This window comes from Paralysiella testudinis, from assembly GCF_016894345.1.
Lineage (GTDB): Bacteria > Pseudomonadota > Gammaproteobacteria > Burkholderiales > Neisseriaceae > Paralysiella > Paralysiella testudinis.
Genome location: NZ_CP069798.1, coordinates 635,017 through 654,893 on the forward strand (window position 1 = coordinate 635,017; position 19,877 = coordinate 654,893).

The window sequence follows — 19,877 nt, forward strand, 5'->3', positions numbered from 1 at the left end:
CTTGCTATTTGGCAGCTTGTTGCTGCTCAATAGTCAGTTAATTCAGGCAGCCGGTTTATTGTTGCCCGATAGAGGCTTACGCCAAGATTTGGATTGGCTGAATAGCCGTGGGGTAATCAGCATCAATTTGGCTGTATGGCCGCTGAGCCAAGAAGAGATAGATGCCGCTTTAGATAATGCCAAACCGAGCAATACTACCGATAGCATGGTGTTAAACCGAGTGCAGCAACACTTGCAAAACATCAAGGCACCGGTACAGATATCTGCCTACGCAGGCAGCCAATTAAACGCTATGACTTCAGGCTTTGGTCAAACGGAACACGACCAGCGGCGTGCTTCTGTGGCCGGGCAATGGCAAAACCCGGATTTTGATGTGCGCTTGCAAGCCAATTTGGTGGGTGGTGATGGCGGGCGCAAGCCCAGCCATTGGCTGCCGGCTAACTCTTATGCTGCCGCAAAAGTCGGCAATCAGTGGCTGAGCTTCGGCCAAATTCCGCGTTACTGGGGGCCGGGGCAAGAAGGCAGTTTGATTTTGGGCGATGCCGCCCGCCCGGTAACGGCATTCAGTTTGCAGCGCGCAGAACAGAAACCCTTTGAAACCCCGCTGCTGTCTTGGCTTGGGCGCTGGCAATATCAGGTTTTTGCCGGTCAATTAAGTCAATATGACGCTATTCCGAATACTAAATTGATTGGCATGCGTGTTGATTTGATGCCCACTGATTATTTACAACTGGGCGCGCACCGTGTTTTTCAGTGGGGTGGTGAGAATCGGCCGCAGAGCCTGAAATCATTTGGCAAGGCTTTTCTTGGCAAAGGTGAAAACGAAGAATCGGCCGATAAAAGCAATGAGCCTGGTAACCAAATTGCCGGCTTGGATATTCAGTTAAAGCTCCAGCCGCTGGTAGATGTACCGGTAAATCTGTATGCACAGATGGTGGGCGAGGATGAGGCCGGGTATTTCCCCTCTAAAAAAGCCTATCTTTTCGGCATTCGCGGGGCACATGCTTGGAATGCAAATACCATCAATTGGTCATTGGAGGGTGCCGATACCCGTGTTGAATTTAAGGATACCGGAATTATATATGGCCACCATCTCTACCGCGATGGTTATTATCAACAAGGCTTGCCGCTGGGTTATGCCTTGGGTGGTGATGCACAAAACATTTCTGCCCGTTTGGCGGTTACCACGCCTGATCAGCAAACCTTTAGCGGTCATGTGATGCATGCCAAAGTGAATCCGACCAATCAGCGCAATAACGAGCGGTATTCGCACAACGACACTTTGAACGGTGTGGCGCTGGGCTGGGAAAAAACCTTTAAAAACGGCCTTAATTTAGGCTCTCAGCTTTGGTATGTTGATAGCCAAAACCACCAACACGACCATGGCTTTGGTGCCGGCATGAAGCTGTCTATGCCCTTGCGTTAATCGCTGAGAGCGCTGAGAGGATGTGGTGGCCTGCTTGATTATACCAACTCTAAAAAATAAACCATTTTAAAATTCATCCATATCAATTGATGCATAGGATGCGCCAAGGCGCATCCTATGCCGTATTTTGCGTATTTTAATTTAAGGTTATTTTTTAGAATTGGTATCAATAGTCCTACAGCGTTGGCTTACCTTGCTTTGCCGTAGTACTTGTACTGCCTGCGGCTCGCCGCCTTGTATGATTTATTTTCTTTGCTTTAGGGTCTGTTCACATTTTAGCCGTGCACCGGATTTTGAGCAGAAAAGTCTGCGTTCAAGGCGAAAAGCACAGCAAGGTTGAACACCTTGCGCGCATTTTCAACGCAGAAAGCGGGCTTTTAAGCCAAAATAGGGCCACGCGATGAAATGTGAACAGACCCTGGTTTAGATAAAAGAAAAACGAACACCAAGACCGTGAATCTCAAATCATACAAGGGTGTGTGGCGTAAGCCACGCTCGCGGTTTGATTTAATCTGATCTACAGCGAATCAGCAGCATTGTTTCGTGCATGGGTTACCTTACTCGCTGGCTATTCCACCGTTTTCGGCCAATCGCGGGTATCCACTTGCGGATACTGCATGCCCAAGGCACTGAGGCGATTGATGAGGATTTCCAAAATTAACTGGTTGCGGCTGGATTTGGAATCGGCGGGGATGATATACCACGGTGCCGCCACGCTGCTGGTGGCGGCAATCACGCTTTCGTATTGCGCTTGAAACGCATCCCACAATTTGCGGTCTTCCAAATCACCGGGGTTGAATTTCCAATTTTTATCGGCATTGTCGATGCGCTCTTGCAGGCGCTTGCGCTGCTCGTCTTTGGATATGTGCAGAAAAAATTTAATGATGGTGGTGCCGGTTTCGCTCAGCAGGCGTTCAAAATCGTTGATGTGGCCAATACGGCGTTCGGTTTCGGCTTGGTCTATCCAGCCTTTTACGCGCGTTACCAGCACGTCTTCGTAGTGGCTGCGGTTAAAAATCACCAATTCGCCGTTGCGCGGCACCACTTGGTGGATGCGCCATAAATAATCGTGCGCCAGCTCGGTTTCGGTGGGCGCTTTAAAAGCCTGCACGCGCACGCCCAGCGGGTCCACATTTTGGAATACTTTGCGGATGGTGCCGTCTTTGCCCGAAGTGTCCATGCCTTGCAGCACCACCAGCACTTTGCGCTTGCCTTCGGCATAGAGCAAGTCTTGCAGGGCGTCCAGTTGCGGTGCCAGTGCCGCCACTTGCGCATTGCGCGCGGCCTTGTCATTGGCGGTTTGGCTTTTGTCGGCCGGATCATAATCGGCCAGTTTCAGGCGCGCGCCGGCTTTGACGCGGTATTGTTTTTCCAGCTCAGACATGATGGTTTCCTTGATTTTCAATCTTCCATGGCGGCATCGATTTTAAAGCCCAGCCAGATACCGGCCAAGCCGCCCGCCACGCTCAATAATACACTGCTCAGCGACCATAAACTGCCGCCCCACAGCAGCGGCACATAGCCGCCGGCGGCCGCACCCAGCAGTGCGCCCAGAAAAAGCCAAGCACGCAACATCATCGCATCCTTTCGGTAAAAATACAGATTTCAGGCAGCCGGTGGTGTGTCGGCTTTGTCTTGCTCCGGATTTGGGGTGTCTTGATTGGCGGTATCCACATGCGCTTGCGCGGCGGCGGCATCAAACGGCTCGTGGGCGGCTTCGTTGCGCGGATCTAGGTCGGCAATCACCGCGCCGCTGTCGCCGGGCATGCCCACAAACACGCTGCGTTCGGCTTGCGGCACTGGTTTTTGCCGCCAGGCAAAGCCTGCCAACAGCAAGGCGCACACCAAATACACACCGTAAAAGCCGTAGTGGCGCGCCTGCTCCATGGCCACGCCCAAGAGCAAGGGTGCCGCCAGCGAGCCCATGCCGTAGCAAAACAGCAGGCTGCGGCTGATTTCCACCGTGTTCATATTGTTGGGCAGCACATCGTTGGCGCGCGCTAAGCTCAGCGAATACAGGGTAAACAGGCTGCAGCCGAACACAAAGGCAGTGAGGTAATGCGGCAGTGGCGAGCCGGGCCAAAACCACATCGCCAGCAATACCGCCAGCGAAGCCGCTGCGGCCAGCACCGCCCACAGTAAAATAATATTGCGCCGCCCGTAGCGGTTGGATAAACGCGCTACCGGAAACTGCACCACAAAGCCGCCCAACATCGCCAGCATCAAATACAGTGAAATCTGCTGCAAATTAAACCCTTGTTGCAGCAAAAACACCGACGACATGGTGAAAAAGCCGTTCACCATAATCCCCGCCAAAAAGCTGCCCACCAATGCCAGCGGCGCAATCGCCAGTAGATGCGGCAGGCTGATGCGCTGGCGCGGCGGCAAGGCCGGTTCGGCGATTTTGGTCAGCCCCACCGGCAGCATCGCCGCCATCACCAAAATGGCCGCCAAGGTGAAAATATTGCTGCTGGAGAGCTTAAGGCTGAGCAGGGCGATACCGGCGGTAAACGCCACGTAATACACCACATTGTAGATGGCCAATACCTTGGCGCGTTTGCGCGGCAGGCTGCGCTCGGTAAACCAGCTTTCCACCACCATCAGAATACTGAAATAGCAAAAGCCCAGCAAAATACGCAGCGCCGCCCACAGCCACAGGTTTTCCATCATCATATGGCCCAAGGCGGCCATGGCAAACACCGCACCGAACACACTGAAGCTGCGGATGTGCCCTACGCGCGACACAATGCGGTGCGCCACCACCGCGCTTAAAGCCGCGCCCACAAAAAAGGCTGCGTTCAGCGCACCGATGGCAATGTTGTTCACCCCCATTTGCGCCAGCTTCACCCCGGCGGAATTCAAAAACAGGCCGTAGCCGGCAAACAGAAAAAACACGCTGCCAAACAGCGAATAAAATTTGGTGGAGGAATTCATGGCCATGGCCCGGTGCGGCGGTGATGGGAAACGGTCATAGCCTGACACAGAACAAAAGCCAGTGTAAAGGGTATGGCGGTAAAAAAAATTCAGGCAGCCTTCAAGGCTGCCTGAAATGGCGTTGTTTTCTAGTGAAAGCGCCGCGACAAACTCACACTGCCGCCACGCTGTTTTTCAGGCAGGCGGTTTGGTGGTGGGCGGTGCCGGCCAGCAGCGGCTTGGTGTCGGCGCAGGCAGCGTCGGCAATCGGGCAGCGGGTGCGGAATACGCAGCCAGAAGGCGGGTTGATGGGGCTGGGTAAGTCGCCGGGCAAGAGCTGGATGGTTTTGCTGCGCTCGGCATCGGGGTCGGGCAGCGGCACGGCCGACATCAGCGCTTGGGTGTAAGGGTGCGTGGGGCTGCTGTAGACGGCTTTGTCGGTGCCCAGCTCCACGGCGTTGCCCAAATACATCACCAATACGCGGTCGGCAATGTGTTTCACCACCGATAAATCATGGGCGATGAAGATCAGCGCCAAGCCCATTTCTTTTTGAATTTGTTTAAGCAGGTTGATCACTTGCGCTTGAATCGATACATCCAGCGCGCTCACCGGCTCGTCGCAAATAATCAGCTTGGGCTCCAGAATCAGCGCGCGGGCGATGCCGATGCGCTGGCACTGGCCGCCGGAAAACTCGTGCGGGTAGCGGTTAATCTGGTTGGGCAGCAGCCCCACTTTGGCCATAATGGCTTTTACCCGTGCTTGGATGTCGGCTTTTTTCAGCGCGGGGTAGTAGGTTTGCAGCGGCTCGGCAATGATGTCGCCCACGGTCATGCGTGGGTTGAGTGAGGCCAGCGGGTCTTGAAAAATCATTTGGATGTCTTTGCGTTTCAGGCGCATGGCTTTGGCGCTTAAGCCCAATAGTTCGTCGCCTTCAAACACGATGCTGCCGGCACGCGCCTTCACCAAGCCGATGATGGCGCGCGCCAAGGTGGATTTGCCGCAGCCGGATTCGCCCACAATGCCCAAGGTTTCACCGGCGGCCAGCTCGAAAGAAACGCCGTTTACAGCTTTGAGGGTGGCCGGTTTTTGCCAAAACCAATCGCTTTTCTGGCGGATGTCGAAGGTTACTTGAATATCGCGCACGCTGAGTAAGGGCGAGGTCATGGGCGTGCTCCTGTGGTGTGGGTAAGGGGCAGGCCGCCTTCAGGCAGCCAATGGCAGGCGCGTTGACGCTGGTCAGCCAGCTGTTGCAGCGGCGGCGCGGTGTGGCGGCAGATGTCGCTTACGTGCAGGCAGCGTTGCTGGAAAGGGCAGCCCGGCGGCAGGCGCGACAAATTGGGCGGATTGCCGGCAATGGTGGTGAGCTCTTCGGCTTCGTCGTCTAAGCGCGGCACGGCGCCCAACAGGCCGATGCTGTAGGGATGGCTGGGGCGGTAGAAAATATCGTTTACCGCGCCGTATTCCATGGTGCGCCCGGCATACATCACCAGCACGTGGTCGCAAATGCCGGCCACCACGCCCAAATCGTGGGTAATCATGATGATGGTGGTGTTGAAATCGCGCTTCAGCTCATTCAGCAAAGCCATGATTTGCGCTTGTACGGTAACGTCCAGCGCGGTGGTGGGCTCGTCGGCAATCAGCAGTTTGGGGCGGCACAGCAAGGCCATGGCCACCATCACGCGCTGGCGCATGCCGCCGGAAAACTCGTGCGGATACATGCCGATGCGGTTTTTGGCCTCGGGAATTTTCACCGCTTCGAGCATACGCACCGATTCGGCCCAGGCGGCGTCTTTGCTCATGCCTTTGTGCAGGCGCAGCACTTCGGCCAGCTGGTCGCCCACGCGCATATAGGGGTTGAGCGAAGTCATCGGGTCTTGAAAAATCATGGCGATTTCTTCGGCGCGGATGCGGTTGAGGTGTTTTTCAGGCAGCCCCAAGATTTCTTTGCCTTCAAACAGCACCGAGCCTTGGGTGCGGCCGTTTTTGGCCAGCAAGCCCATTAAGGCAAACGCGGTTTGCGATTTACCGGATCCGGATTCGCCCACAATGCCCAAGGTTTCGCCTTGGTGTAAATCGAAGTTTAGGTCGTTTACGGCGGTAACATCGCCGTCTTCAGTGGCAAAGGTTACGCGTAAATCGCGTACTTGCAGCAAACTCATGGCGGGCTCCTAGCGGTCTTTCGGGTCCAGCGCATCGCGCAGACCGTCGCCGATAAAGTTAAAACAAAACAGGGTAACCACCAGAAACACCGAGGGCACCAGCAATTGCCACGGGGCTACCTGCATGGTTTGCGCGCCGTCTTGCAGCAAAGCGCCCCAGCTTGTCATCGGTTCTTGTACGCCCAAGCCCAAAAAGCTCAAAAACGATTCAAACAAAATCATCGATGGCACCAACAACGAGGCATACACCACCACCACGCCCAACACATTGGGCACAATGTGGCGCAGCACAATATTGCGCCCGGATACACCGCCCACTTGTGCGGCTTCAATAAACTCCTTGCGCTTGAGGCTGAGCGTTTGCCCGCGCACAATCCGCGCCACATCCAACCACGACACTAAGCCGATGGCCACAAAAATAAACACCAGATTGCGGCCAAAGAAGGTCACCAGTAAAATCACAAAAAACATAAACGGAAACGCATTGAGGATTTCCAGAAAGCGCATCATCAGCATATCCGTTTTGCCGCCCACATAGCCGGATACCGCGCCGTATATCGTGCCGAACAGCACCGCCACCAGCGCACCGGCCAGTCCCACCATCAGCGAAATACGCCCGCCCACGGCGGTGCGCACCAATAAATCGCGCCCGAGCGAATCGGTGCCGAAGTAATGTTGGTTGGCGAAAGAGGGTGGCGACTGCATATTGCCCCAGTCGGTTTCGGCATAGCCAAACGGTGCAAACAACGGTGTTAACAGCACAAAAGCACCAATCAGCAGCAATACCACGCCGCTCACCAGTGCCGCCCTATTATGGCGGAAACGCCGCCAAGCGTCTTGCCACAGGCTGCGCCCCTTGATTTCGGCCTCGTCTGCCATTTGGGCAAGCGCGTTGGCCTGTTTTTTACTGATCATCATGGTTTGTGTTCTTTTATAAAGTGGTTGTTGTTTTGGTGCTCAGGCTGCCTGAAGCCGTAGGTCGGATTCTTGAATCCGACGTTTGGCCATTGGCCAAAGTGATGGGGGTGCCTTGCTCGGCGAACAAGTGTCGGATTCAAGAATCCGACCTACCGTATTTATTGGTTTTTCAGGCAGCCTATGCTGCTCAATCGGGGGGTTAATAGCGGATTTTCGGATCAATCACCGCATACAGAATATCCACCACCGCATTAAAGGCAATGGTGAGCACCCCTACCAAAATGGTGAGGCTGAGCACCATGCCATAGTCGCGGTTAAGCGCACCGTTCACAAACAATTGGCCGATGCCGGGCAGGCCGAAAATGGTTTCAATCACAATCGAGCCAGTGATGATGCCCACAAACGCGGGGCCTAGGTAAGACACCACCGGCAGCATGGCCGGGCGCAAGGCGTGTTTGAGCACGATGTAGCGCATCGACAAGCCCTTGGCCTTGGCGGTGCGGATAAACGGGCTGTTCAGCACTTCAATCATGGAGCTGCGCATAATCCGCGCAATGCTGGCGGTGTAGGCCAGCGCCAATGCGGTTACCGGCAGCACCATATTGATGGCCGCACCGCCGTTCCAGCCGCCCGCAGGCAGCCATTGAAGGGTGATGGCGAAAATCAGCACCAACAGCGGCGCCTGAACAAAGCTGGGTATCACCACACCAATCATGGCAAAGCCCATTAATATATAGTCGAGCCAGGAATTTTGCTTCAAGGCGGCAATGATGCCGAGGGTAACCCCCAGCAGCAATGCAATTACAAAGGCATATAGGCCGATTTCCAGCGATACCGGCAGCGATTGCGCCAGCAATTCATTTACGCTGTAATCTTTGTATTTAAACGAAGGGCCAAAGTCGCCGTGCGCCAATTGCTTTAAATAATTTAGATATTGCACGCCGATGGGGTCGTTGAGGCCGTATTTGGCTTCGATATTGGCCATCACCGCCGGCGGCAGGTTGCGCTCGCCGGTAAACGGGCTGCCCGGTGCCAGCCGCATCATAAAAAACGACACGGTAATCAGCACCAGCAGGGTGGGAATGGCTTCGAGCAAGCGGCGGAAAATCAGTTTTAACATAATGGATGCCTTGTGGGCTGGTGTTGCGAAAACGAAGTTTCTGCGCAGCTAAAACGAAGTTTTTGCGCAGATAAAATACGGTTTAGGCTGCCTGAAATCCATTTTCAAAAATAACGTAAAATGAAAATACTCAACATCCTATGGATCCGCTTTATTTCAATACAATCTTGATGTAGTGGCAGTAGGATTCAAGAATCCGACCTACGCAGCTGCCTGAAACATAAAAAGCCTGTTGCCACCCACGGCGGCAACAGGCTGATGAGCCGATTTAGTGTTTCAGCACCGACAGGTTTTTGATCTGCCAGTTGTCCATCGGATCTTTGACAGAATAGCCGGCCACATATGGTTTCACCAAGCGGGCGCTCACGTAGTGGTATACATTGGCTTGCGGTTGATCCACATCCAACACCGCTTCAGCCTGTTGATAAAGATCGGCACGCTGCTCCGGCGTGGTGTCTGGGTGCAGGGTTTTGTCCAGCAGGCTGTCGAACTGGGCGCTGGTGTATTTGGCGTGGTTGTTGCTGTTGCCGCTTTTCAGGGTGTTGAGGAAGCTGGAAGGCTCATTGTAATCAGCACACCAGCCACCGCGTGCCATCTGGAATTTCTGCGTGCGGCGGCTGTCCAGATAGGTTTTCCATTCTTGGTTGGTGAGGGTGATGTTCACAAAGCCCAGTGCCTCTTTCCACAACGATGAAGCGGCTACGGCTGCTTTTTTGTGGTTTTCGTTGGTGTTGTAGAGCAGCTCGAAATTCAGAGGCTTGCCATCGCCATAGCCGGCTTCGGCCAGCAGTTTTTTGGCTTCGGCAATGCGCTGCTCTTTGCTCCAGCTCTTCCATTCCGGCTCAAACGGTTTGTCGCCTTGGGTGGCATTGGGGGTGTATTGGTAGGCCACGGTTTCGCCACGGCCAATCACCTTGTTTACCAAGGTGTCGCGATCCAAAGCCAAAGCCAGTGCACGGCGCACTTTGGGGTTGTCGAACGGGGCTTTGGTGGTGTTCATCTCGTAGTAATAGGTACACAAGCTCGGTGCTACTTTGAGTTGATCGCCCAGTTCTTGCTTCAGTGATTGGAATTGCTCAGTGGGCAAATCGGTGTAGCCCATATCGATTTCACCGGCTTTGTAGCGCGCCACATCGGTGGGTGGTGAGGCAATCGGCAACAGAATCGCTTTATTGATGGTGGTTTTGGCGTCGTTGTAGTAGTTGGGGTTGCGCTCCAGCACGATTTGGCTGTTTACTGCCCACTCTTTCAGGGTGTAGGCACCATTACCCACAAAATTGCCCGGTGCCGTCCATTTATCGCCCAGCTCTTGCACCACTTTGGGGTTAACTGGTTTTACCGAAGTATGCACCATCATATCGGGGAAATACGGTACTGGCTCGGATAGGGTGATTTCCAGCGTTTTCGGGTCGATGGCTTTTACGCCCAAGGTATCGGGTTTGGCCTTGCCATCAATAATGGCTTGTGCGTTGGCCACCTTGGCATCGGCCAGATAGCTGGCGTAGGGTGAAGCGGTGGCCGGGTCGGTAACGCGGCGCAGGCTATAGGCAAAGTCTTCCGCGGTTACCGGGTCGCCGTTAGACCATTTGGCATCGCGCAGGTGGAAAATCCAAGTTTTGTTGTCTTCGCTTTCCCATTTCTCGGCCATGCCCGGGACGGTGTTGCCATCGGCATCGGTGGTGGTGAGCCCTTCCAGCAGCTGGCGCAATACGCCGGATTCGGGCACGCCGGAAACTTTGTGGGGGTCGAGCGATTCGGGTTCGGCGCCGTTGTTAATCACAATTTCCTGTTTTTCCGCCAACTCGCCGGATTGTACCGTTGATTTGGCATCGCTGCCGCCGGCCGGGGCTTTGTCGCCGCCGCCGCATGCGGTAAGGCCGAAAGCCAGCGCCAACAACAGCGCCGAAGTTTTAACAGGGTGCTTGCCGCTTGTGCTCATTTTTCTTTCCTTTGTTTAAATCCGCAACGGGAATATGCCTGTCCAATTGGCAGGCTGAGGTGGCGGGCGATTCTAACTCGTTGAATCGCCCGGATATTGGCTTGTTCACTAAAATATCGTTGCGCCAACACGGGCTGCCTGAAACACAAAAAAGCCCACATTAGTGCAATAGCGTCATAAAAGCGTCATGCTGGTGACTCTAGCGCTATCTTTGAAAAATTTGAACATAATGTCAAGGGAATTTGCACAAGCATTTGTTGTGCAATGCAGCATGGTTGGCTGTTGCCACGGTACCGAAACAGTACTTTCGGGTGGTGGAAATTTTACGTTCAGGCAGCCTTGGGCCATCAAATTGATTGCAAAAGCCAATGGCGGCGTTTTATAATCGCCACCGCTCTTAAGGGAGTAGTTGTTGAGGCTGCTTCATACCAAGCCTAAAAAATAAGCTAACTGCGTTGGCTCGTCTTGTCGTACTACTTGTACTGTCTTCGGCTTCCCGTCTTGTTATCTTAATTTTTTAGATTTGGTATCCGCCAGCCTTAAGCGGTAATCAACATCTTTGCACATTGCTGCATGGTTGCCGTGTCTGAGCCTAGGCGCAGATTAACGAGACTTAAGACACCGCAAACCCCACAGGCGGGCGTTTGCCGGTGTCTTTTGTTTTCTGCCCGCCTGCGGTGTCTTTGCATATGGATGCGTTTCTCTCTTCTACTTTGGCCGTGGCACTGGCCGAAATCGGTGACAAAACCCAACTTTTAGCCTTATTTTTGGCTGCCCGCTTTGCGCAAAAATACGCCATTGTGGCCGGTATTTTGGTGGCCACGCTGCTCAATCATGCCGTGTCGGCATGGTTGGGCGTGTGGTTGTCGCAATGGCTATCGCCGATATTGATGGGCTGGCTGGTGGGTTTGAGTTTTGTGGCGGTGGGGCTATGGCTGCTCAAGCCGGATAAAGACGACGATGTCGATGGCCGCTATCTGCGCTATGGTGCGTTTGCCGCCAGCACGGTGCTGTTTTTCCTGGCCGAAATCGGCGACAAAACCCAAATTGCCACCGTGTTGTTGGCGGCCAAATACCATGATGTGGTGGCGGTGGTGGGCGGCAGTACCTTAGGCATGTTGCTGGCCAATGTGCCGGTGGTGTTTGCCGGTGCTTGGCTGATGGGCAAGCTGCCGTTTAAGGCGGTACGCATCGGCGCCTGTGTGTTATTCTGTGCTTTGGGTGTGTTTACCTTGGTGCGTTTATATGTCTGATGCGGTGTCGGCTAAAGCTGGGGTGTTCAGGCAGCCTGAGATAGGGCTGCCTGAAATAAACACGGTGGCCATACTGTACCGCCATGCCGATTTTGTGGCCATCCACAAACCGGCAGGCGTGAGTGTGCAGCAAGAAGCCGATGCGCCGGCATTTTTGCCTGCGCTGGCAGCGCAGTTGGGCGTGCCGCGTTTGTGGCTGGTGCATCGCTTGGACAAGGTAACGTCGGGCGTGTTGCTGTTGGCGCTGAATGCCGCAGCGGCATCAACACTGGCGCAAATGTTTGCCGCCGGGCAGATGCACAAAACCTATTGGGCTGTGGCGGCGGGCAAACCGAGCAAGAAACAAGGCTGGGTAACAGGCGATATGGCCAAGGCGCGGCGCGGGGCATGGAAACTGCTGCGCAGCCAGCACAACCCGGCGCGCACCCGTTTTGACAGCGTGAGCTTAGAAGCCGGTTTGCGTTTTTACCGTTTATGGCCGCAAAGCGGCAAAACCCATCAATTACGCGTGGCGATGAAAAGCCTGGGCTGCCCGATTCTGGGTGATGTGCTGTATGGTGGCGAAGCCGCCGCGCGGGTATTTTTGCATGCGCAGCGGCTGGTGTTTGCGTATCAGGGTGAACAGACGGATATTCGTGCCGATGCACCGCTGCCGTGGCCTGCTGCTTGGGCAGCGGTAGGAGAAGACACATGAAGCCGATAATGTTTGCCGGCGTGGCCATGCTGGCCGCGCCGTGGCTGGTGGCACAAACGCCGGCCTATGTTTGCCCTGATGCCAGTGGGGCGGCGGTGTATGCCTCCGAACCCTCTAGCGTTGAATGCCAGCCCGCGCAGGCTTTGGGGGCGACACAAGATAAGGCGGCGCAGCAGCTATGGCAAGCCGGTGCATTGCCCGCCATGGACGATGTGCGCGTGTTGCCGCGCCAGAGCGCGCCGCCTTTGCAAATCCGTTTGCGCCGCACAGCGCCCAAAGCCGCTCCAGCACCTGCACGCGTAGCCCCGCCACCCAAACCGCTCACGCCCAAACAATTGATTCAGCGCGATATCGCCGCCGAGCAGCGCGCCCTGAGCCGCGAAAAACAGCAATTGCAACAAGCGCAACAACAAGGCAATACCGCCCGCATCCCCGCCCTTAGGCAAACCGTGGCCGACCGTGAGGCGAATATCCGCGCTTTGCAGCAGGAATTGGGGCGACAATAATTTGAGTCTCAGCGACACATAAAATGTATTCAGGCAGCCTGAAAATGTTTATTTTTAGGGTATGTTCACAATTACTTGTCATAAAGGTAACCACATCACAATGCACCCCAATAAAACCGTACTGTGGAAGTTGCGTTTCAGCTTATCGTAACGGCTGGCAATCGCTCGGAAATGTTTCAAACGGCAAAAGGCATTCTCTACCAAATGCCTGATTTTATATAAATACCAGTCCATGTCTTTATTTTTCTCTTCCCTATTTCTTTTATAGGGAATATTGGCTTTCGCACCGCTTTGCTCTATTTGCTCCCTGAGCCGGTCTGAATCGTAACCTTTGTCCGCATTAACCAACTCAGTTTCGGCAAGGTTGATGTTGTCAAGCAGCTCCGGTGCAACGGTGACATCATGGATATTGCCCGCAGTAACGATAACCTCAACCGGATTGCCTGCAGCATCTACAGCCAGATGAATCTTGCTGGTTCTGCCGCCTCGGCTCATACCGATTGCGTGATCCTCTTGCGCACTGAGCGCTGAGGCGCAGTGTTGGTGGGCACGGATATAACTGCCGTCTATGGCTACCCACTCCAAGTCACTCTCTTGGCTGAGCTGTTTCAAGATTGCAGTAAAAATGCCTTTTTCTGACCAACGGTTATAAGCGGTATAAACAGTATGATACTTGCCGAAATACTCGGGCAAATCCCGCCACGGTATGCCGGTTCTTATTCTGTAAAGTATGCCTTCAAGAATTCTGCGCAAATTGGGTTTGCTATAAATACCCAAATCACGCAGAATAGGTAACAGCTTCGTCCAATGTTCATCTTCGAGTAGTGTACGGGGCATCGCAGGTGTATTGGGGGGGTGTGAGAACTTCCTTTTATGCCTGCGTTTCTTTTTTATTCAAGGGCATGACAAGTAATTGTGAACAGACCCTAGTAAAAGACAATAAAAAAGCGCACCACTGGGTGCGCTTTTTTATGTGGGTGATGGCGGTTTAATTTCCCGCCGCCACAAACTGCACGCCAGCCAGTTTGGAGGTCACAATCGCCGATTTAATCGCTGCCAGCGCTTGCGGACGCACGAAATTGCGGCGCGAGGCCAAGGCGATGCGGCGCTGCGGGCTGGGGTGTTCAAACGGCACAATGCTGAACAGCAGATGGTCGTTTTCGGTAAGCGCGGTGGCGGGCAAGATGCTGATGCCCAAGCCGCTGGCCACCATATGGCGGATGGTGTTGATGGAGCTGCCTTGAATGGTGTTGGCCAAGCCTTGTATTTTTTGGCGCGAGGCCAGCTCGCTGCAACTGGCCAGTACATTGTCGCGCATGCAATTGCCTTCGGTGAGCAGCAACACCCGTTCTTCGGCCAGTGCGGCAGGGCTCACCGCATCCAGCTCTTCAAACGGATGGCCTTTGGGCACAATCACGAAAAACGCTTCGTCATACAAGGGCGTGGTAACGATGCCCGGCTCATGAAACGGCTCGGCCACCACCGCTGCGTCCAAATCGCCTTTTTTAAGGGCGTCGGTAAGGGTTTCGGTGTGGTTTTCGTCTAATTGCAGCGGCATTTGTGGTGCGATACCGCGCAGTGCCACAATCAGCTTGGGCAGCAAATAGGGGGCTACGGTGAAAATCAGCCCCAGCTTAAACACGCCTTCCAGCTCGTTTTGCTTTTCGTTGGCCAAGGTTTTGATGCGTTCGGCTTCTTCCAGCACGCGGCGCGCCTGCATCACGATGCGATCACCCGCTTCGGTGGTAATCACTTCATTGCTGCTGCGGTCAAACAAAGATACGCCCAGCTCTTCTTCCAGCTTTTTAATCGCAATCGATAAGGTAGGCTGGCTGACAAAGCTGCGCTGGGCGGCGCGGCCAAAGTGGCGCTCTTGCGCCACGGCCACAATGTAACGCAGTTCGGTAAGGGTCATACATCGCCTTTTTTGGGGGAGTCCGGCAGGGTGATGTTCAGTTCCAATACATCCACGCCGTCTTGTTTTTCCTGCGAGATGCGGATGTCGTCCAGCGACACATGCACATATTTGGATAACACTTCCAGCAGTTCTTTTTGCAAGGTGGGCAGGTAATCGGGCGCCTGCTCTTTTACGCGCTCTTGTGCAATGATGATTTGCAGACGGTCGCGGGCGGTTTGGGCGCTGGTTTGCTTTTTGCCGAACAAAAATTCAATCAATGACATGGCCTAACCCCCAAACAAACGCTTGAGCAAGCCTTTTTTCTCGGCTTCCAGAAAGCGGATGGGGCGGTCTTCGCCCAGTAGGCGCGCCACCACGTCTTTATAGGCTTCGGCGGCAATGGTGTCGTTCAAATGAATCACCGGCGAGCCGGAGTTGGAGGCTTGCAGCACGTTTTGCGATTCGGGAATCACGCCCAGCAGCGGAATGCGCAAGATATCGCAAATGTCTTCCACCGACAGCATTTCGCCTTTTTCCACCCGCTCGGGCGAATAGCGGGTAATCAGCAAATGCTCTTTTACCGGTGCTTCGCCTTGTTCGGCGCGGCGGCTTTTGCTGGATAAAATGCCCAAAATGCGGTCAGAATCGCGCACGCTGGAAACTTCCGGATTGGTGGTCACAATGGCTTCGTCGGCAAAATACAAGGCCATTAAAGCGCCTTGCTCGATGCCGGCGGGCGAGTCGCAAATCACATATTCAAAACCCATGTTGTCAACCAGGGTTTTGAGTACTTTTTCTACGCCGTCGCGGGAAAGCGCGTCTTTGTCGCGGGTTTGCGAGGCAGGCAGGATATACAGATTGTCGCAATGTTTGTCTTTAATCAGTGCCTGGTTCAGGGTGGCTTCTTCCTGAATCACATTAATCAGGTCGTACACCACGCGGCGTTCGCAGCCCATAATCAAATCCAGATTGCGCAAGCCCACGTCAAAGTCGATAACGGCGGTTTTGTGGCCGCGCAAGGCCAAGCCGGCGGCCAAGCTGGCGCTGGTGGTGGTTTTACCAACGCCGCCTTTGCCTGAGGTGACTACAATGATTTTTGCCACGGTGCTTCCTTTTATAAATAGATTGTTTAAAGTAAATGAATCGGGGATTGCTCAATGGTTTCAGGCAGCCTGAATGGGTGCAATCGCCAAACGGTCGTCCTGTAAATGGATTTGTACGGCTTTATGGTGCAGATGCGGCGGCAGATTTTGGTCGAGTACCCGGTAAATCCCGGCCACCGATACCAGCTCTGCCTGCATCGACTGCACAAAAATACGTGCCTGCTTATTGCCCGCCGCACCGGCCAGCGCGCGGCCGCGCAAAGGGCCGTAAACGTGGATATTGCCGTCGGCAATGATTTCTGCTCCTTCGCTCACCAAGGCCAAGACAATCAAGTCGGCATTTTCGGCATACACTTGCTGGCCGGTGCGGATGGGGCGGTCGACTACTACTGTAGACATGGCTGCAGGAGGTGGGGCAGTGGCGGGTGCCGTTGCATGCGTTTGGCTGGTTTCGGCTGCCTGCACCACTTGGCGCACCTTTTCGTCCGCCCGCTCTTGTGGCAGCAGGCTAAACGCCAGCCGGTGCTGTTTGGCCAGCGCCGCCCAGCGCTCATCGTTGTGGCGCAGGGCAATAATACGCAGATTATTTTTGGCGAAAACGGCAATCAGCCGTCCCAAATCCAGCGAAGCCGGATGGCTCAAGGCGTGTACATCCAAGGTAAACGGCATGCTGTGTAAGTCGCCAAAGCGCGACAAGCGTTGCTGTAAATCGGCCTGAATAACCGATACATCATCGGTTTGCAGCTGGATGGCCAGCGCATCCAAACGCGCGGATTTAACATCAAAAGCAGGGTTCATGGCAACCAATCGGCGGCGGCTTAAAGCCGGTAAATCAAAAGCACTTAAGTGTACAGGGTAACGCGGTGTGCTTCAATCGGCTTAATGGCGCTGGCCTATGCCCCGTGGATGGTGGTAGGGTATCTAATCTAATGATGACAAAGCGAGAGGCAGATGGTTCCAGTACCCGGTTTTCATATTGTGGGCGCAGGCAAAGTGGCGCAAACCTTGGCAACATTATGGCAGCACAGCGGGCGCTATTGCCTGCGCGGCGTATGGAGCCGCAATCCAGCCTCGGCGCAGCAACTGCTCGGGCAAGTGGCTGGCGGGCAATATTGTGCCGATATACACACGCTGCCTGAAGCCGATATTGTGGTGGTGGGGGTTAAAGACGATGCCATTGAGGCCATGGATGCGATGTTGGCAAACTTGCCGTGGCTGTCGGCGCAAACTACCGTGCTGCACTTTAGCGGTGCGCACAGCAGTCGGATTTTCCGCCAGCTGCTACGCAAAGGCGTGTCGCTTGGCAGCCTGCATCCCGTTTATGCCTTTGCCGAAGTGACTACGGCGCCTGCGCAACTGCGCGGCCATTTTTGTGCGGTTGAGGGCGATGCGTCGGCATTGCCGCTATTGCATGATTTGGCCGCTACCGCCGGCTTACAGCCGTTTGCCATCGCTGCACAAGACAAAAGCCGCTACCACGCTGCCTTATCGGTGAGCGCCAATTATCTGGTTACCCTTAATGCTTATGCGCGCAACATCTTAATTAATACCGGGCTGCCTGAAACCGTGGCCGCCACATTGGTGCACAGCTTAATGCAGCAAAACCTGAGTCAATTGGCTAATCTGCCGCCACAGCAAGCCTTAACCGGGCCGATTGTGCGCGGCGACGCAGCCACAGTAGCGGCACACCTAAAAGTATTATCAGCTTCAGAGCAGCCGCTGTATCGTGCGCTGGGCATGGAAACCGCCCGCTTGGCGCAAGCTAGGGTGGGTTTGGCAGATACGCAGGCGATGTTGGATTTGTTGAGCGGCAAAGAATAAAACCTTAGCTCTGATATATTTTCAGGCAGCCTATGTAGGCTGCCTGAAAGCTTTATTGATGTTTGTTGTAGCTATTTTGTTATTGATTTTTGCTTTATTGTTTGGATTATTGTGTTTGTTGATGGTGATTCTTAGATTATTTCCGCAAGACATCCCGAATAATATTCTTTTAAATTTTAGCGATTTGCTGGTTTGGGGTATAGATTTTTGCGAATGGGTGTTGACGGTTTGGATGGGTTTGCGTATAGTTCGCTTTCTTCGCTGCTGCAGCGAAGTCGAGACGGAAGAGAAAATTATACCACAAAGTGGTTTCGTTGCTTCGGTTTTGGGATGGCTCTTTAACAAACAGATTACCGATAAGTGTGAGTGCGACAAGCCTCACACTGTTTAAGAAGTAAAGACAAGACATGAATGTTTGCCGGTGGGTTTCTGCCGGTATACATCATTCTCTGTTTTTCTTTGAGAAGCAGACCAGTATGGAGTTGGGTTTTTGCCTGGCTCTAACAGTATTAAAGCTAAGATTGAACATAAGAGTTTGATCCTGGCTCAGATTGAACGCTGGCGGCATGCTTTACACATGCAAGTCGAACGGCAGCGGGGAAGTGCTTGCACTTCTGCCGGCGAGTGGCGAACGGGTGAGTAATATATTGGAACGTACCGAGTAGCGGGGGATAACTGTCCGAAAGGATGGCTAATACCGCATACGCTCTGAGGAGGAAAGCTGGGGACCTTCGGGCCTGGCACTATTCGAGCGGCCAATATCTGATTAGCTAGTTGGTGGGGTAAGAGCCCACCAAGGCGACGATCAGTAGCGGGTCTGAGAGGACGATCCGCCACACTGGAACTGAGACACGGTCCAGACTCCTACGGGAGGCAGCAGTGGGGAATTTTGGACAATGGGGGCAACCCTGATCCAGCCATGCCGCGTGTATGAAGAAGGCCTTCGGGTTGTAAAGTACTTTTGTTGGGGAAGAAAAGCCTGGCGTTAATAGCGTTGGGTCATGACGGTACCCAAAGAATAAGCACCGGCTAACTACGTGCCAGCAGCCGCGGTAATACGTAGGGTGCAAGCGTTAATCGGAATTACTGGGCGTAAAGCGAGCGCAGACGGTTATTTAAGTCAGGTGTGAAATCCCCGAGCTCAACTTGGGAATGGCGCTTGAAACTGGGTAACTAGAGTGTGTCAGAGGGAGGTAGAATTCCACGTGTAGCAGTGAAATGCGTAGAGATGTGGAGGAATACCGATGGCGAAGGCAGCCTCCTGGGATAACACTGACGTTCATGCTCGAAAGCGTGGGTAGCAAACAGGATTAGATACCCTGGTAGTCCACGCCCTAAACGATGTCAATTAGCTGTTGGGGTACTTGATGCCTTAGTAGCGTAGCTAACGCGTGAAATTGACCGCCTGGGGAGTACGGTCGCAAGATTAAAACTCAAAGGAATTGACGGGGACCCGCACAAGCGGTGGATGATGTGGATTAATTCGATGCAACGCGAAGAACCTTACCTGGTCTTGACATGTACGGAAGGCTTTAGAGATAGAGCTGTGCCTTCGGGAACCGTAACACAGGTGCTGCATGGCTGTCGTCAGCTCGTGTCGTGAGATGTTGGGTTAAGTCCCGCAACGAGCGCAACCCTTGTCATTAGTTGCCATCATTCAGTTGGGCACTCTAATGAGACTGCCGGTGACAAACCGGAGGAAGGTGGGGATGACGTCAAGTCCTCATGGCCCTTATGACCAGGGCTTCACACGTCATACAATGGTCGGTACAGAGGGTAGCCAAGCCGCGAGGTGGAGCCAATCTCAGAAAGCCGATCGTAGTCCGGATTGCACTCTGCAACTCGAGTGCATGAAGTCGGAATCGCTAGTAATCGCAGGTCAGCATACTGCGGTGAATACGTTCCCGGGTCTTGTACACACCGCCCGTCACACCATGGGAGTGGGGGATACCAGAAGTAGGTAGGGTAACCGCAAGGAGCCCGCTTACCACGGTATGCTTCATGACTGGGGTGAAGTCGTAACAAGGTAGCCGTAGGGGAACCTGCGGCTGGATCACCTCCTTTCTAGAGAAAAGAAGAGGCGGGTCGTACTCACACTTATCGGTAAACTGAAATAGAGATGCGAAA

Annotated in this window: 19 protein-coding genes and 1 rRNA gene; 7 read left to right on the plus strand and 13 right to left on the minus strand. The window is 54.0% G+C overall.

The window, feature by feature from the left end:
• Positions 1-205 precede the first annotated feature (205 nt).
• Positions 206-1,426: a capsule assembly Wzi family protein gene (locus JQU52_RS03275; RefSeq protein WP_268866636.1), complete on the plus strand. Its 1,221-nt coding sequence runs from the start codon at positions 206-208 to the stop codon at positions 1,424-1,426.
• A 568-nt stretch (positions 1,427-1,994) separates the two neighbouring features.
• On the opposite strand, the gene JQU52_RS03280 is transcribed toward JQU52_RS03275, so the two are convergent.
• The 8 genes from JQU52_RS03280 to JQU52_RS03315 all read right to left on the minus strand — a co-directional run bounded on the left by JQU52_RS03280 (position 1,995) and on the right by JQU52_RS03315 (position 10,476).
• Positions 1,995-2,810: a PPK2 family polyphosphate kinase gene (locus JQU52_RS03280; protein ID WP_230339732.1), complete on the minus strand. Its 816-nt coding sequence runs from the start codon at positions 2,808-2,810 to the stop codon at positions 1,995-1,997.
• A 17-nt stretch (positions 2,811-2,827) separates the two neighbouring features.
• A complete protein-coding gene (locus JQU52_RS03285) occupies positions 2,828-3,004 on the minus strand; it encodes a hypothetical protein (RefSeq protein ID WP_230339733.1) in 177 nt (58 codons plus the stop codon).
• A 27-nt stretch (positions 3,005-3,031) separates the two neighbouring features.
• On the minus strand, positions 3,032-4,360 hold the full coding sequence (locus JQU52_RS03290) for an MFS transporter (protein WP_230339734.1): 1,329 nt from the start codon (positions 4,358-4,360) through the stop codon (positions 3,032-3,034).
• Between the two features lie 151 nt (positions 4,361-4,511).
• Positions 4,512-5,504, minus strand: a complete 993-nt coding sequence (gene oppF, locus JQU52_RS03295) for a murein tripeptide/oligopeptide ABC transporter ATP binding protein OppF (RefSeq protein ID WP_230339735.1) — start codon at positions 5,502-5,504, stop codon at positions 4,512-4,514.
• A complete protein-coding gene (oppD, locus tag JQU52_RS03300; RefSeq protein WP_230339736.1) occupies positions 5,501-6,499 on the minus strand; it encodes an ABC transporter ATP-binding protein in 999 nt (332 codons plus the stop codon). Before oppD ends, oppF begins: the two co-directional genes overlap by 4 nt.
• A 9-nt stretch (positions 6,500-6,508) precedes the next feature.
• The gene (gene oppC, locus JQU52_RS03305; protein WP_230339737.1) at positions 6,509-7,417 is read right to left on the minus strand and encodes an oligopeptide ABC transporter permease OppC; all 909 of its coding nucleotides are present in this window, start codon (positions 7,415-7,417) and stop codon (positions 6,509-6,511) included.
• A 199-nt stretch (positions 7,418-7,616) separates the two neighbouring features.
• Entirely contained in the window at positions 7,617-8,537 is a 921-nt protein-coding gene (gene oppB / locus JQU52_RS03310; protein ID WP_230339738.1) for an oligopeptide ABC transporter permease OppB, read from the minus strand.
• A 268-nt stretch (positions 8,538-8,805) separates the two neighbouring features.
• Positions 8,806-10,476, minus strand: a complete 1,671-nt coding sequence (locus JQU52_RS03315) for an ABC transporter substrate-binding protein (RefSeq protein WP_230339739.1) — start codon at positions 10,474-10,476, stop codon at positions 8,806-8,808.
• 689 nt (positions 10,477-11,165) lie between these two features.
• Here JQU52_RS03315 and JQU52_RS03320 point away from each other — a divergent pair.
• Genes JQU52_RS03320 through JQU52_RS03330 form a run of 3 tightly spaced genes read left to right on the plus strand, consistent with a single transcriptional unit; the run spans position 11,166 to position 12,929 of the window.
• Positions 11,166-11,729, plus strand: coding sequence for a TMEM165/GDT1 family protein (locus tag JQU52_RS03320; protein WP_230340516.1), 564 nt, complete (start codon positions 11,166-11,168; stop codon positions 11,727-11,729).
• Positions 11,722-12,423 (plus strand): TIGR01621 family pseudouridine synthase, encoded by a 702-nt coding sequence (locus tag JQU52_RS03325; protein ID WP_230339740.1) that lies wholly within the window; start codon positions 11,722-11,724, stop codon positions 12,421-12,423. The genes JQU52_RS03320 and JQU52_RS03325 overlap by 8 nt, the downstream gene beginning before the upstream one ends.
• Positions 12,420-12,929 carry a hypothetical protein gene (locus tag JQU52_RS03330; RefSeq protein ID WP_230339741.1) on the plus strand — a complete coding sequence of 170 codons (510 nt, stop codon included), beginning with the start codon at positions 12,420-12,422 and terminating at the stop codon, positions 12,927-12,929. Before JQU52_RS03325 ends, JQU52_RS03330 begins: the two co-directional genes overlap by 4 nt.
• 78 nt (positions 12,930-13,007) lie before the next feature.
• On the opposite strand, the gene JQU52_RS03335 is transcribed toward JQU52_RS03330, so the two are convergent.
• The 5 genes from JQU52_RS03335 to minC form a co-directional block, all read right to left on the minus strand.
• Positions 13,008-13,766, minus strand: coding sequence for an IS5 family transposase (locus tag JQU52_RS03335; protein WP_230339742.1), 759 nt, complete (start codon positions 13,764-13,766; stop codon positions 13,008-13,010).
• A gap of 151 nt (positions 13,767-13,917) precedes the next feature.
• Entirely contained in the window at positions 13,918-14,844 is a 927-nt protein-coding gene (locus JQU52_RS03340; protein ID WP_230339743.1) for a hydrogen peroxide-inducible genes activator, read from the minus strand.
• On the minus strand, positions 14,841-15,110 hold the full coding sequence (minE, locus tag JQU52_RS03345; RefSeq protein ID WP_230339744.1) for a cell division topological specificity factor MinE: 270 nt from the start codon (positions 15,108-15,110) through the stop codon (positions 14,841-14,843). Before minE ends, JQU52_RS03340 begins: the two co-directional genes overlap by 4 nt.
• Positions 15,111-15,113: 3 nt before the next feature.
• The gene (gene minD / locus JQU52_RS03350; RefSeq protein WP_230339745.1) at positions 15,114-15,929 is read right to left on the minus strand and encodes a septum site-determining protein MinD; all 816 of its coding nucleotides are present in this window, start codon (positions 15,927-15,929) and stop codon (positions 15,114-15,116) included.
• 60 nt (positions 15,930-15,989) lie between these two features.
• Positions 15,990-16,727: a septum site-determining protein MinC gene (gene minC / locus JQU52_RS03355; RefSeq protein WP_230339746.1), complete on the minus strand. Its 738-nt coding sequence runs from the start codon at positions 16,725-16,727 to the stop codon at positions 15,990-15,992.
• 153 nt (positions 16,728-16,880) lie between these two features.
• Between minC and JQU52_RS03360 the strand changes: the two genes are divergently transcribed.
• The 3 genes from JQU52_RS03360 to JQU52_RS03370 all read left to right on the plus strand — a co-directional run bounded on the left by JQU52_RS03360 (position 16,881) and on the right by JQU52_RS03370 (position 19,814).
• Positions 16,881-17,750 (plus strand): Rossmann-like and DUF2520 domain-containing protein, encoded by an 870-nt coding sequence (locus JQU52_RS03360; RefSeq protein ID WP_230339747.1) that lies wholly within the window; start codon positions 16,881-16,883, stop codon positions 17,748-17,750.
• A gap of 58 nt (positions 17,751-17,808) precedes the next feature.
• Complete coding sequence (locus JQU52_RS03365) at positions 17,809-18,141, plus strand: hypothetical protein (RefSeq protein ID WP_230339748.1); 333 nt, start codon at positions 17,809-17,811, stop codon at positions 18,139-18,141.
• Positions 18,142-18,273: 132 nt separating this feature from the next.
• Positions 18,274-19,814: ribosomal RNA gene (locus tag JQU52_RS03370) — 16S ribosomal RNA — on the plus strand.
• The last annotated feature ends 63 nt before the right edge of the window (positions 19,815-19,877 follow it).